This window comes from Janthinobacterium sp. Ant5-2-1, assembly GCF_001445815.1.
In the GTDB taxonomy this organism is placed as follows: domain Bacteria; phylum Pseudomonadota; class Gammaproteobacteria; order Burkholderiales; family Burkholderiaceae_D; genus Janthinobacterium; species Janthinobacterium lividum_E.
Genome location: NZ_LNCE01000004.1, coordinates 69324 through 82254, shown reverse-complemented (window position 1 = coordinate 82254; position 12931 = coordinate 69324). Strand labels below are relative to the sequence as shown.

12 protein-coding genes are annotated in these 12931 nt (G+C 65.4%); 8 read left to right on the top strand and 4 right to left on the bottom strand.

Features of this window, described 5'->3' with window-relative positions; genetic code table 11:
* The first annotated feature begins 221 nt into the window (after window positions 1–221).
* Window positions 222–485, top strand: coding sequence for a heavy-metal-associated domain-containing protein (locus tag ASN89_RS00550; protein WP_046683619.1), 264 nt, complete (start codon window positions 222–224; stop codon window positions 483–485).
* A 31-nt stretch (window positions 486–516) separates the two neighbouring features.
* Here the strand turns inward: ASN89_RS00550 and ubiT are convergent, their stop codons facing one another.
* From ubiT to ubiU, 3 genes are read right to left on the bottom strand one after another with little or no spacing between them, the layout of a single operon-like run.
* Window positions 517–1044 (bottom strand): ubiquinone anaerobic biosynthesis accessory factor UbiT, encoded by a 528-nt coding sequence (gene ubiT, locus ASN89_RS00545; protein WP_058047900.1) that lies wholly within the window; start codon window positions 1042–1044, stop codon window positions 517–519.
* A gap of 19 nt (window positions 1045–1063) precedes the next feature.
* Window positions 1064–1966, bottom strand: a complete 903-nt coding sequence (gene ubiV, locus ASN89_RS00540) for a ubiquinone anaerobic biosynthesis protein UbiV (protein ID WP_058047996.1) — start codon at window positions 1964–1966, stop codon at window positions 1064–1066.
* A 9-nt stretch (window positions 1967–1975) separates the two neighbouring features.
* Entirely contained in the window at window positions 1976–3013 is a 1038-nt protein-coding gene (gene ubiU / locus ASN89_RS00535) for a ubiquinone anaerobic biosynthesis protein UbiU (RefSeq protein WP_414842496.1), read from the bottom strand.
* 161 nt (window positions 3014–3174) lie between these two features.
* Here ubiU and ASN89_RS00530 point away from each other — a divergent pair, with 161 nt between their 5' ends.
* The 7 genes from ASN89_RS00530 (at window position 3175) to ASN89_RS00500 (ending at window position 12193) form a co-directional block, all read left to right on the top strand.
* Window positions 3175–3585 carry a hypothetical protein gene (locus ASN89_RS00530; protein WP_046683616.1) on the top strand — a complete coding sequence of 137 codons (411 nt, stop codon included), beginning with the start codon at window positions 3175–3177 and terminating at the stop codon, window positions 3583–3585.
* 123 nt (window positions 3586–3708) lie between these two features.
* Window positions 3709–5457: a ribonucleoside triphosphate reductase gene (locus ASN89_RS00525; protein WP_058047899.1), complete on the top strand. Its 1749-nt coding sequence runs from the start codon at window positions 3709–3711 to the stop codon at window positions 5455–5457.
* The gene (gene nrdD / locus ASN89_RS29645; RefSeq protein WP_058047898.1) at window positions 5454–5651 is read left to right on the top strand and encodes an anaerobic ribonucleoside-triphosphate reductase; all 198 of its coding nucleotides are present in this window, start codon (window positions 5454–5456) and stop codon (window positions 5649–5651) included. The genes ASN89_RS00525 and nrdD overlap by 4 nt, the downstream gene beginning before the upstream one ends.
* Window positions 5644–6348, top strand: a complete 705-nt coding sequence (locus ASN89_RS00515; protein WP_058047897.1) for an anaerobic ribonucleoside-triphosphate reductase activating protein — start codon at window positions 5644–5646, stop codon at window positions 6346–6348. The genes nrdD and ASN89_RS00515 overlap by 8 nt, the downstream gene beginning before the upstream one ends.
* Window positions 6349–6496: 148 nt before the next feature.
* Window positions 6497–10552, top strand: a complete 4056-nt coding sequence (locus ASN89_RS00510) for a Pls/PosA family non-ribosomal peptide synthetase (RefSeq protein ID WP_058047896.1) — start codon at window positions 6497–6499, stop codon at window positions 10550–10552.
* A 21-nt stretch (window positions 10553–10573) separates the two neighbouring features.
* Complete coding sequence (locus ASN89_RS00505) at window positions 10574–11089, top strand: 4'-phosphopantetheinyl transferase family protein (RefSeq protein ID WP_160309288.1); 516 nt, start codon at window positions 10574–10576, stop codon at window positions 11087–11089.
* A 198-nt stretch (window positions 11090–11287) separates the two neighbouring features.
* Window positions 11288–12193 (top strand): LysR family transcriptional regulator, encoded by a 906-nt coding sequence (locus ASN89_RS00500; RefSeq protein WP_058047895.1) that lies wholly within the window; start codon window positions 11288–11290, stop codon window positions 12191–12193.
* Here the strand turns inward: ASN89_RS00500 and ASN89_RS00495 are convergent.
* Entirely contained in the window at window positions 12190–12867 is a 678-nt protein-coding gene (locus ASN89_RS00495) for a phosphoribosylanthranilate isomerase (protein ID WP_058047894.1), read from the bottom strand. The two genes, ASN89_RS00500 and ASN89_RS00495, sit on opposite strands and share 4 nt — an antisense overlap.
* Window positions 12868–12931: the final 64 nt, after the last annotated feature.

Sequence of the window (12931 nt, the reverse complement as noted above, 5' to 3'; positions counted from 1 at the left end):
CGTTCTTATCAGAATGACAGTATCACGCAGCAGAGCACGCTTGTCGACTCGAATATGGAAACTGTGTACAAAACAACAGCGCTTCCAGGCTGGACAGCAGGGGTCGGAATTAATCCAGATCAATAAAACCGCAAATAGAAAATAAATCCTGCGTGCTGCCCTGGACGGCATGCACGCCCCTCGCCTACGCTGTTTTTTTATCTGAAAAACAAGAGGAACCCATGCAGACAGCGCGCTTGAATATTATTGGAATGGATCACGAAGGCTGCGCCGACAGGCTGACGGGCGCGCTCGAAGCCGTCACGGGCGTGGCCACCGTCTGCGTCTCGCTGGCGCGCCACGGCGCCACGGTGCAATTCGACGAAAAGCTGGCCACGCAGGAACGCCTGCTGGCCGCCGTCAACGACGCCGGCTTCATGGGCGAAGCGACGGATGAAGAACAGCTGGCCTCATGCAGCGGCGCCTGCGGCCACTGCCGCCATTGAGTGCCGCCACTGCGCGCCGCCACCTTCCCGCTTACCCTCCCCGCGCGCCACGGTCGCGCAGATGCGCCAGCACGCGGCGCGGTCCCAGCGCCTGCAGGTCGAACGGCGGCAACTCGATGGCGTCGAGCGTATTCTTGAACAGCAAGCCCAGTTCCGTATCGCCTTCCAGGCTCAAACGGCGGCTGAAGAACAGGGTGTCCGGGTCTTCCTGGCGCCGCGCCAGCAGCATCAAGTCATGCACGCTGGCGGCGATGCACAGGTCCGGCACGTCGACATAGCGCTCGGCCACGAACACCGTTCCCTGCCACTCGAAATCGAAGGCGATGCCCGCGTCCAGCAGGCGCAAGCGAAGACTGCGCCCTTCCAGGCTGCAGCGCACGTCGTCGGGCAATTGCGGCGCCAGCAGGCGGTTCAAGCCTTGCACGAACAGCCACGAGGCGGGATACGGCGGCAGCTTGGACAGCAATTCGGCCAGCGGTTCGGGCAGCCGGTACGATACGGCCGGCTTGCTCATGGGAGGCTTGGCCGGGACGGGCAATCTTTCCAGTTGATCTTGCATGTGCTTCCTTTCGATGCGTTCAATGGGCGGCGTGCTGGTGCTGTTCCATGCCGGGCTGGCCGTGCCAGTAGCCGTCGCAGGCGCCGGCCGGCTGGCAAGCGGCCAGCTGGGCCTGGGCGCCGATGCCGCTGACCTGGCCGCGGCGGGCGCGGTCGAAGATGGCGATGACTTGTTCCGTATGCATGGCTTGCGGGCTGATGCGCGCCACGGATACGCCCATATCGCGCATGGCGTCGAGCTCGCGCACCAGGTTGTAAACGAGGGCCGACTGCGTCTGCGTGCCGTTGAGCACAAGGAACGGCACTTCGTCGCGCGTGCGCAGCAGCAGGCCGTCCGGTTCTTCCAGGCAGCTGTAGCCGCAATCGTCCTTCGGCAGGTTGCGGTTGCGCGCCGTGAAGCAGCGCGCGGAAAACGCCAGCGGCATGCGGCCGTAGGCAAAAACTTCCGTCTCCAGCCCTTCCGGTTTCTGGCGCTGCATCTCGGCCAGCGCCGTCTGTCCCATTTCCAGCGGCATCACCCAGCGCCGCGCACCCAGACGCGCCAGCAATTGCAGGCTGGGACCATTGAACAGGTTCAGATGGGGACCGGCGACGAAGGGCGTGCCCTTTTCCATGCAGTGCACGGCGCCCATGTCGTTGGCCTCGATGCCGTAGCGGCCATTGCCCGTGATGCGGCGCAGGGTCGCCAGTTCCGCGCCCGCCTCGATCAGCGCCTGCGTCGACAGCACCACTTCCTTGCCGGCGGCGGCCAGCATGTCGGCGATATCGAGCCAGTCGGCCAGGCGTACTTCATGCCGGCGCGAGCAGACAGTTTCGCCCAGGTAGACGATATCGACGGCCGTGGTGGCGATCTGCTGGTAAAACTCGAAAACGGTGGCGCGCGGCCAGTAGTAGAGCAAGGGCCCCAAAGAAAGCTTCAGCATGTTCATCCTTTATTTCCAAGATCTATGGTAGGCACCCAAGGTGTGCTGCTGGCCTTCGGCCAGCTTGTCCATGGACGCCATCCAGGCCGGCTTGACGGCGTAGCGCGCATTGCCGTCGCGGCAGGCGTCGATCGCTTCGCGCCACACGCGCGTCACCTGCGCCACGTAGGCGGGGCTGCGCTGGCGTCCTTCGATCTTCACGGCGCGCACGCCCATGGCGATCAGCTGCGGCAGCAGCGCCAGCGTGTTCAGGCTGGCCGGCTCCTCGATGGCGTAATACTCTTCGTCGTTGACTTCGAAACGTCCCTTGCACAGGGTGGGATAGCTGGCGTTTTCGCCCGGTGCGTAGCGGTCGATCAGCACGCCGTTCAGGCGCGATTCGAGACCGTTCGGCGTTTCCAGCCAGCGCACGGATTTCGCCGGCGAGCACACGCCGTGGGTGTTCGGCGCCTCGCCCGTCGCATACGACGACAGCGCGCAGCGCCCTTCGACCATCACGCACAGGCTGCCGAAGCCGAAGACCTCGATCTCGACTTCCGTCTTGGCGATCAGTTGCTCGACCTGCGCCATCGACAGCACGCGCGGCAGCACGGCGCGGGCGATGCCGAAGTGCTCATGGTAAAAATTGATCGCTTCGTAGTTGGTGGCCGAGCCCTGCACGGACAGGTGCAAACGCAGTTGCGGGTGGTGCTGGGCCGCGTAGGCCATCAGGCCCGGATCGGCCACGATCATGGCGTCGATGCCGGCCTGCGCGGCGCGGTCGATGGCGCTGCGCCACACGGCCCAGTTGTGCGGCTGCGGATAGGTATTCAGCGCCAGCAGCACCTTGCGTCCGTATTGATGGGCGTAGCGCACGCCCTCGGCGATGGCCTTCTCGTCGAAATTGAGGCCGGCGAAATTGCGCGCATTGGTGGCGTCGCGAAAACCCAGGTAGACGGTGTCGGCGCCGTTGTCGATGGCCGCCTTCAAGGCAGGCAGGCTGCCGGCGGGGCAGACCAGTTCCAGCGGTCCGGCCACGCGGGTGGCGGTGGTTGATTCAAGCATCATGGTGTTCACAGTCCTGTAGCGGCTCAGGGTGCAGACTATAGCCCCGCCCATACCGCCCAGTCCTTGACGCAGGTGAAGGAATGCATGCATGGCTGGCGCGCGTTCAACTTGCTTGACCTGGCTGTAAAATGCCCCACTTTTCTCCCTCACCGATTGCCGCCATGCCCCGCAAACCGCTGCTGATTTTTTTGCTCACCCTGTTCCTCACCGTGCTGCAAGTGCAGTGGGCCGCCCCCGCGCAAGGCTACGACGCCGAGGCGCTCTCCGTGCTGTCGCCCGAGGCGCTGGGCGTCTGGGCCGGCGTGCTGCTGCTGTTCCTGCAAGCCGTCTTCGCGCGCCGCGCCATGCCCGTGCTGCGCCAGGCCGCCATCTGCACAGGCCTGCTGGCCGTCTACTGGCTGCTGGCGAACTACGTGACGTTCGACGCGCGCGTGGCCAGCTGGAGCACCTTCTCGGCGCGGGAAATCTGGGCGCACGTGCTGCCCGCCTCCGTCGTCAGCATCGCCGTCTGCGGCGCCGCTTACCTTGGCCTGAGCGGCTTCCTCCTGCGCCAGGGCCGCGCGAAAAAGTAAACGGGGACGCTTTTTTCACCTGCATCAAGGATTCGCCACGCAACTGCACGCGCCCTTTGACGCCACTATATTTAGTGATTAATCTCCATAAAAACACCGCATGTTGTGTTTATTGGAGGTTTCATGACGACGAATGCAGTTCTTCCATCACGCGGCCAGGTCGATGTCGCCGCGTCCATCAATGAATACCTGGACCGGCGCGACTGGCGTGTCAACGCCAACGCCAACCAGGGCTACTCGCTGGGGGGCCTGATACTCAATGTGTCGGGCAAGGTCATCGCCAATTACTGGCTGGACCAGGTGTATCCGCCGGAAGTGGGCGCGGCGCACCGCGAAGCGGCGCTGCACATCCACGACCTCGACATGCTGGCCGGCTATTGCGCCGGCTGGTCGCTGCGCACCTTGCTGCACGAAGGCTTGAATGGCGTACCGGGCAAGATCGAATCGGGCCCGCCGAAACACATGTCGAGCGCCATCGGCCAGATCGTCAATTTCCTCGGTACTTTGCAAAACGAGTGGGCCGGCGCGCAGGCGTTCAGTTCCTTCGACACCTATATGGCGCCCTACATCCGCAAGGACAGCCTGCGCTACGAGGACGTGCGCCAGTACATGCAGGAGCTGATCTTCAACCTCAACGTGCCATCGCGCTGGGGCACGCAGACGCCGTTCACCAACCTCACCTTCGACTGGGTCTGCCCGGACGATTTGCGCGAGCAGATTCCCGTCATCGCCGGCCAGGAAATGGACTTCAGCTATGGCGAGCTGCAGACGGAAATGGACATGATCAACCGCGCCTATATCGAAATCATGATGGCGGGCGACGCCAAGGGCCGGGTCTTCACTTTCCCCATCCCCACCTACAACATCACCGAGGATTTCGACTGGCACAGCGACAACGCGGAGCGCCTGTTCGAGATGACGGCGCGCTATGGCCTGCCCTACTTCCAGAATTTCATCAATTCGGAACTCAAGCCGAACATGATACGTTCCATGTGCTGCCGCTTGCAGCTGGACCTGCGCGAACTGCTCAAACGGGGCAATGGCCTGTTCGGTTCCGCCGAGCAGACGGGTTCCCTGGGCGTGGTCACCATCAACTGCGCGCGCCTGGGCCACTTGTGGCGCGGCGACGAGCCAGCCTTGATGGCCGACCTGGACCGCCTGCTGGAACTGGGCAAGACCAGCCTGGAAGTCAAGCGCCGCACCATCGAGGAACTGATGCAGCAGGGTCTGTTCCCGTACACGAAGCGCTACCTGGGCACCTTGCGCAATCACTTTTCCACCCTGGGCGTCAACGGCATCAACGAGATGATCCGCAATTTCAGCGGCGACGCCTACGACATCACGACACCGGAAGGCCATGCGCTGGCCGTGCGCCTGCTCGACCACGTGCGCGCCCGCATGGTGCGATTCCAGGAAGAGACGGGCCACATGTACAACCTGGAAGCGACACCGGCCGAAGGCACGACCTACCGCTTCGCCCGCGAAGACCGCAAGCGCTATCCCGCCATCCTGCAGGCGGGCACCGTCGACAATCCGTATTACACGAATTCGTCGCAGCTGCCCGTCGGCCATACGGACGACCCGTTCGAGGCGCTGGAATTGCAGGATGCGCTGCAGCGCAAATACACGGGCGGCACGGTGCTGCACCTGTACATGACGGAAGCGCTGTCGGATGCGAATGCGTGCCGCGAGCTGGTAAAACGCGCGCTGAGCCGCTTCTCGCTGCCCTACATCACCGTCACGCCCACGTTTTCCATCTGCCCGCGCCACGGCTACCTGGCCGGCAAACATGAATTCTGTCCCACCTGCGACGCGGAACTGATCGCCCGCAAGCAGTCCGATCTCGCTCACCCACTCAAGGAAACGCCATGAATGCACGTCCCCACTTCACTCCCGCCATCACCCTGCTCGATACGGAACGCCAGCGCTGCGAAATCTGGACCCGCGTGATGGGCTACCACCGCCCCGTCGCCTCGTTCAATATCGGCAAGCAGGGCGAATTCCACGAGCGCCAGTATTTTACGGAAGCGAGCGCCCGCGTGGGCCAGCCCGCCTGCCATGGCTGAGTTGAAAGTGGGCGGCCTGACGCCCTTTTCCGCCACCGACTATCCGGGCAAGCTGGCGGCCGTGGTGTTCGTGCAGGGCTGCCCCTGGCGTTGCGGCTATTGCCACAATCCGCACTTGCAGGCGCGCACGCCGGAAGGCGCCATGCCCTGGCAAGACGTCTTGACCTGGCTGCGCCGCAGAGCGGGCCTGGTCGACGCCGTCGTCTTCAGCGGCGGCGAAGCCTGCATGGACCCGGCGCTGGGGCGCGCCATGCAGGACGTCAAGACACTGGGGTTCGGCATCGGCCTGCACACGGCCTGCATCTATCCGCAGCGCCTGCAGGAAGTGCTGCCCCTGGTCGACTGGGTGGGCTTCGACATCAAGGCACCGTTTGCCGACTATCGTCATGTGACCCGCGTGGCCGGCAGCGGCGACCCCGCGCGCGCCTGCCTGGACGCCATCCTTGCCAGCGGCGTCGCCTACGAGTGCCGCACCACCGTCCACCCGGACTTGCTGCCGGACGAACAGCTGCTGGCCCTGGCCAGCGCCCTGGCCGCCAAAGGCGTCGACAACTACGTGCTGCAGCAGTTCCGCGCCGAAGGCTGCCTGGACGCGGCGCTGTCCGGCCGCCCCCTGCACGGCTATCCATCGGCGCCTGTTCTGGCGCAAATCGGCGCCATGTTTCCCCGTTTTACATTCCGTAATCATGGCAATTGAGCCTGCAGCCACATAATTGCTGAAAGCTTCACAAAATTCCCCGTTCTGCAACGCTGAAATGTCTTGCGTGCTGTAATGTATCAACTGTGCCGCGCACCACGCGCAGCCCATCTGATTCCTCACTCCGCATTACAGATAAGCGTCATCCATGAACGATTTCACCGCAGTCAGTCCAGGCCTCCCTTCCACCCACGCCGACATCCTGTACGGCCCGCCGCGACCGGATCTGCTGCGCGAGGAAGTGCTGGCCGACCTGCTGGAAGCGACGGCCCGCCGCTGCCCCGAGCAAATCGCCCTGATCGACGGCGCGCGCCGCACCACCTATGCGCAGCTCGATGCCCAGGCGGGCCTGGCCGCGTCACGCCTGGTGGCGGCCGGCGTCAAGCCCGGCGACATCGTGGGACTGTGGCTGCCGCGCGGCGCCCATTTGCTGCTGATGCAGGCGGCCATCGCCAAGGCGGGCGCCGCCTGGCTGCCCGTCGACGAAGACACGCCCGTCGAGCGCCTGCAGGTGTGCCTCGATGACGCGAACGGTTTTGGTGTCGTCAGCTGCGCCCAATTCGCGCCGCGCCTGGCCGAGGCAGGCATCGGCCGCCCCGTATGGACGGCGGAAAGCCTGCTGGCCCCCGCCACGCCGGGCGAACAGCTGCCCGCGCGCGGCGCCGTGCTGCCCGAACACCCGGCGTACGTGATCTACACATCCGGCTCCACGGGCAAGCCGAAGGGCATATTGATCAACCAGCGCAGCATCTGCCACTTCCTGCGCAGCGAAAACGCCGTGCTGGAAGTGGCGCAGTCCGACACCGTCTACCAGGGCTTTTCCGTCGCCTTCGACATGTCGTTCGAGGAAATCTGGATCGCCTACCTGGTGGGCGCCACCCTGTGGCTGGGGCCCAAGGAGATTTCGGGCGACCCGGAAGCGCTGCCGCGCGCGCTGGCCGACAACCACGTGACGGTGCTGCACGCCGTACCAACCTTGCTGGCCCTGTTCGCCGAGGAAGTACCGAGCCTGCGCCTGATCAACCTGGGCGGCGAGATGTGTCCGGAGTCGCTCGTCGAGCGCTGGTCGCGCCCGGGCCGCGCCATGTTCAACACCTATGGTCCCACGGAAGCGACCGTCTCGTGCAGCCTGGCGCGCCTGCGCCCCGGCGAGCCTGTGACCATCGGCACGCCGCTGCCCAACTACGGCTTGCTGGTGCTGCAGGTGGCCGAGCCGGGGGAAAACCATCCCTTGACTTTGCTGGCGCGCGGCGAGACGGGTGAGCTGTGCATCATCGGTCCCGGCCTGGCCGAGGGCTACCTGGGCCGGCCCGACCTGACGGTGGAAAAATTCCTGCCCAATCCCTGGAGCACGGGGCCCGACGATGCGCGCCTGTACCGCACGGGCGACCTGGCGCGCATCGATCCTGATGGCCAGGTGCTGTGCCTGGGCCGCGCCGACGACCAGGTGAAGATTCGCGGCTTCCGCGTGGAGCTGGGAGAGATCGAAGCCGTGCTGGCGCAGCAAACGGGCGTGGGCACGGTGGCCGTCCTGCTGCGCAAGGATGACGGCATCGACCAGCTGGTGGCCTACATCGTCGGCAGCGACGAGGCGCCGGCCGAGGCCCTGGCCGCGAAAACCCTGCGCGCGGCCTTGAACCTGCACTTGCCGCCATATATGGTGCCGGGCCGTTTTGAATTGCTGCCGCTGATGCCGCGCCTCACCTCCGGCAAGATCGACCGGAAGGCGCTGAAGGCCATGCCCCTGTCCGCGCCGCCGCCTGGCGAAGCGGGTGAATCGGACGTACCGGAAACGCCGGCCGAAGCGGCCCTGTTCGCGGCGCTGGCCAAGCTGTTCCCGGGCCAGGCCATCTTGCGCCAGCTGGACTTTTTCAGCGACCTCGGTGGCCATTCCTTCCTGGCCGCACGCCTGGCCTCCGCCCTGCGCGCCGATCCGGCCTACGCCCACATGACGGTGCGCGACATTTACCAGAACCGGCAGATCGGCAAGATCGCCGCCGTGCTGAACGAAGCACCCGCGCTGGCCACACCGGAAGCGGAATGGACGCCGCCATCGACGTGGAAGCGCTGGATCTGCGGCGCGGCGCAGGCGGCGGCCGTGCCTGGCCTCGTCACCCTGCGCATGGCGCAGTGGATGGCGCCGTTCTTCACCTATCACTTCTTCACGGGCGACACGGGCGACACCGTGCCGCGCGCCATCGCCGCCTCGATCGCCGTCTTCCTGTTGGCGACCCTGGCCGAATTTGCCATTGCGATTGCCGGCAAGTGGCTGATCGCCGGACGTTTGAAGCCGGGCAGCTATCCGCTGTGGGGCGTCACCTACTACCGCTGGTGGCTGGCCGACCGCCTGGTCGAATCGGCGCCCGCCTACCTGCTCAGCGGCTCGTCGCTCAATAGCTGGTGGCTGCGCGCGCTGGGCGCGAAAGTGGGCAAGGAAGTCGTCATCGGCTCGATGACCCTGCGCGCGCCCGACCTGCTGTCCATCGGCGACAACGTCAGCGTGGGCAATGCCGTCAACTTTGAAAACGCCCGGGTCGAACGGGGCCGTTTGTTGCTGGGCCAGATCAGCATCGGCAACGACGCCTGCATCAGCTCTTACGCGATCATGGAAGGCAATACCACAGTGGGCGCCTTCGGCCACCTGGAAGGTCAATCGGCGCTGGCCGATGGCGCGGCGGTACCGGCCGGGCGCGTGTACACAGGCTCTCCCGCGCGCGACGTTGGCGCGTTCGACCCTGCCAGCCAGCCGCCACGCCCCGCCGTCTCGCGCCTGCGCCTGACGGGCGAAACCGTGTTCTTCTGCTTCGGCATGGTCCTCATCGCCGTGCTGTTCTTCATGCCCGTCTTCCCCAGCTTCGTGCTGATCGACTGGTTCGACGAGCGCGAAATGATGCCGTGGCTGCAGGGACGCGACGTGACGACCCAGCTGGCCCGCTACTTCCTGCTGGCCTTCCCCGCCAGCGCCGTGCTGATCGTGCTGACGGCCCTGCTGTCGGCCGCCATCCGCTGGGGCGCGCTGCCCCGCTTGAAGCCGGGCAGCTCGCCCGTGCACAGCAATATATATTGCGCCAAATGGCTGGTCAGCCATATCCAGGAATCGAGCCTGAACGTCCTGCATGGCATTTACGCCACCGTGTACGCGCCGTACTGGTACCGCCTGCTGGGCGCCAAGGTCGGCAAGGGCGCCGAGATTTCCACGGCCCTGGGCGTCGTGCCCGACATGCTGACCCTGGGCGACGACACCTTCATCGCCGACGCCGTCATGCTGGGCGACGAGCAGATCGACGGCGGCTGGATGACCATGCGTCCCACCGTCATCTCGCACCGCAGCTTTGTCGGCAACGGCAGCTATATCCCGGACGGCACCGTACTGCCCGAACACGTGCTGATCGGCGTGCACACGCATGCGCCCCGCAATGAACAGATGCACAGCGGCGACACCTGGCTCGGCTCTCCGCCCATGCACTTGCCCGCGCGCGAACAGGTCAGCGGCTTTGCCGAACACCTGACCTTCAAGCCGTCGCTGTTGCGCCGCCTGGGCCGCAGCCTGATCGAAGCGTTCCGCATCGTCGCGCCGCACGCCGTGGTGATCGCCGTCGGCTATACCCTGGTGCTGGACGTGATGCCGATCGCGGGCGCTGGGCGCTGGGGCGAAGTGGTGGGCGACCTGGCCATTGCCGGCCTGGCCTACGGCATCGGCAATTTTTTGGTGGTCGTGCTGTTCAAATGGCTGCTGCTGGGACGCTACCGCAAGCACGCGGCGCCCATGTGGACGCCGTTCGTGTGGATTTCGGAAGGCGTGACCAATCTGTACGAAGGCATCGCCGTGCCCAACTTCATGCGCTACCTGCGCGGCACGCCGTGGCTGCCGCTGGCTTTCCGCCTGATGGGCTGCAAGATCGGCCGCGGCGTCTACATGGACACGACGGACATCACGGAATTCGACTGCGTGCACATCGGCGATTACAGCGAATTGAACGCGCTGACCTGTCCACAGACGCATCTGTTCGAAGACCGGGTGATGAAGATCGACCACGTGGAGATCGGCCAGCGCGTCTACATGGGCCCGCGCAGCTCCGTGCTGTACAGCGCCAAGGTGGGCGACAATGCGCGCCTGGGACCGTTGACCCTGGTGATGAAGGGCGAACATATCCCCGCCGGCAGCAACTGGGCGGGCTGCCCGGCCGCGCCGCTGCGTAGCTGATCGCAGTTGATGGCTTTTACGGTGCTCCGGTTGGGGGATGGCGTGCTGGTGATCGGCATCGCCGCCGTGCTGCCGCGCTTGGAGGCCCGGTTACGCATCCGCGATGCCGCGCGCGAGGCCGTCGCACAGTGGCTGAAGCTGGATATCGAGACCATCTCGGTGGAGTCGACGCCGGGCGCCCCTCCCCACCTGCTGTTTCCCGGCGGCGTTGCGGGACTGTCGTTCAGCCATGATGAGGGAATCTCGCTGGCCGCCATCGGCTTGCATGGCCCTGTCGGCATCGACGTGATGCGGGTACAGGACATCCCCGACTGGTTCATTCTGGCGCGCGATTATCTGGGGCCGCAGGTGGCCGAAGCACTAGCCGCCTGCCCCGCCGAGCAGCGCCCATTGGCGCTGGCGCAAGCGTGGACGGCGCGCGAGGCGGCGCTCAAGTGGGCAGGTTTACAATTGGTGGAATGGGATGGGGCAGCACCGGCTTGCCGCTCGCATGCCTTGCCCCTGCCCGCACCCTACGTCGCGACCCTGGCATATTAATCTTCTTTGCCGCTACCGCTACCGCCAATCTGGACGAAAATCAGTTTTACGATAATACTGACGAGCAGTCCCAGCACCCCGATCAATTCCAGCATGGTCTTTCCTTTGCAGTGACAGCAGACGAGGCCACTGTACCGCGAACGGCGGGGCCGGGCCAATATCAAATCAGGCAGTCTCCGATCTCGAAAAGGCATACGATTGATTTCCATCAGACAGTTCCGCTACTTTGTCGAAGTCGTCGATGCGGGCAGCTATTCGCGCGCGGCGGAAAAGCTGTACATCGCGCAGTCGGCCCTGAGCCGGCAAATCAAGGAGCTGGAAGGCGAGGTGCAAGCCCTGCTGCTGACGCGCGACGCACGCCATATCGAGCTCACGCCCGCAGGACAGGTCTTTTATGAACGGGCCAAACGCATCCTCGACGACATCGAAGAAACCGTGCGCCAGACGCGCCACGTGGGACAAGGCGCGCAAGGCATCATCCGCCTGCTGCATTCAAGCTCCGTTACCCTGACGCCCGCCATCGGCGCCGTGCTGAACCGCCTGCTGGCGCAGTTCCCCGGCGTTTCGCTCGATGTGTCAAAGGGATCGTCGGAAAACCAGGCGGCCGACATCGAGGAAGGCCGCGCCGATCTGGGCCTCGTGCGCCTGCCCACCCTGCGCAAGCATGCCAACATCGTCGTGCGCGAACTGTTTGCGGAAAAGCTGGTGGTGGCCGTGTCGGCGATGTCGCCGCTGGCCGCGCTGGAGCGCACGACGATAGCCGCCCTGCGCGACGAAGCGTTCGTCTCGATCCCGCACAAGGACCGGGGAGGCCTCAGCTACCTGGTGGCGGGCCTGTGCCTGGCGCAGGGCTTCTTCCCGAAGGCGGCGCGCGCCCTGTCGCGCAAGACGTCGCAGCTGAACCTCATCGAGGCCAACATGGGCATCGCCATCGTCCCGGACAGCATGCGCCTGGTGGCGCCGCCGGGCGTACGTTTTATCGCGCTGCCGGACGAGGAGTCGCACTCCGTCGTGGGCCTGATCTTGCCGCGCGCGGCCAGCGGCATGGTGGCCGCGTTTACGGAAGCATTCGTGCGCGAAATGGCCAGCCTGCCGGCCGCTTAACCCTCCGCATACAGCGCCGCATCCACGTCGCGCACGGCCGCCATCAGCAAGGCCAGCTTCATGACGTCGAGCTGGCCATCCGTGCGCACGCGCGAGCACAGGTCGATGCCGTAGGGGCGCACCTGGCGCAGCGCTTCCATCACATTGTTCGCATCGAGGCCGCCGGCCAGAAAAACGGGACGGGGGCTGGCGCGCACGAAGCGAGCACTGACGGACCAGTCGTGCGTGCGGCCCGTGCCGCCCAGTTCCGGCACCGCCGCGCCGGGACGCCCCGAGTCGAGCAGGAAAGCATGGACGTGGGGCGCGTAGGCGGGGATCAACGCCAAAGCCTCGGGCCCCTCCACGTGGATCACCTGCACGCGCCGCACGTGCGGCAGCAAGCCCGCCAGTTCCTCGACCTCGCATGGGTCGATATGGCCGACGATCTGCACGGTCGATGGCTGCGTGGCGCGCACGTGTTCGGCGATGGCTTGCGCCGTCGTCTCGGACGTCAGCAGGAACGTGGCCACGGGCGGCGGCGTCCAGGCGGCGATCTGCGCGATGCGCGCGTCGGGAATCGGGCCGGGGCCGGACGGCATGGCCGCCACCAAGCCCAGTGCGTCGGCGCCGGCGGCAATGGCCAGTTGTGCTTCGTCGATGGAAGCGATGCAGCAAATCTTGATGCGGGTTCTCATGGCCTTGCGTGCTCAGTCGGGATGATCAACATTACAACACAGGGCGGCACGCGCGCCAAGACAC

Excerpts from the sequence above, each read along its gene's own strand:
- nrdD (WP_058047898.1), top strand. The coding sequence starts at position 5,454 with ATGAATGCACGTCCCCACTTCACTCCCGCCATCACCCTGCTCGATACG.
- ASN89_RS00515 (WP_058047897.1), top strand. The coding sequence starts at position 5,644 with ATGGCTGAGTTGAAAGTGGGCGGCCTGACGCCCTTTTCCGCCACCGAC.
- ubiT (WP_058047900.1), bottom strand. The coding sequence starts at position 1,044 with ATGCAAGATCAACTGGAAAGATTGCCCGTCCCGGCCAAGCCTCCCATG.
- ubiV (WP_058047996.1), bottom strand. The coding sequence starts at position 1,966 with ATGCTGAAGCTTTCTTTGGGGCCCTTGCTCTACTACTGGCCGCGCGCC.
- ASN89_RS00530 (WP_046683616.1), top strand. The coding sequence starts at position 3,175 with ATGCCCCGCAAACCGCTGCTGATTTTTTTGCTCACCCTGTTCCTCACC.
- ASN89_RS00495 (WP_058047894.1), bottom strand. The coding sequence starts at position 12,867 with ATGAGAACCCGCATCAAGATTTGCTGCATCGCTTCCATCGACGAAGCA.
- ASN89_RS00525 (WP_058047899.1), top strand. The coding sequence starts at position 3,709 with ATGACGACGAATGCAGTTCTTCCATCACGCGGCCAGGTCGATGTCGCC.
- ASN89_RS00510 (WP_058047896.1), top strand. The coding sequence starts at position 6,497 with ATGAACGATTTCACCGCAGTCAGTCCAGGCCTCCCTTCCACCCACGCC.
- ubiU (WP_414842496.1), bottom strand. The coding sequence starts at position 3,013 with ATGATGCTTGAATCAACCACCGCCACCCGCGTGGCCGGACCGCTGGAA.
- ASN89_RS00550 (WP_046683619.1), top strand. The coding sequence starts at position 222 with ATGCAGACAGCGCGCTTGAATATTATTGGAATGGATCACGAAGGCTGC.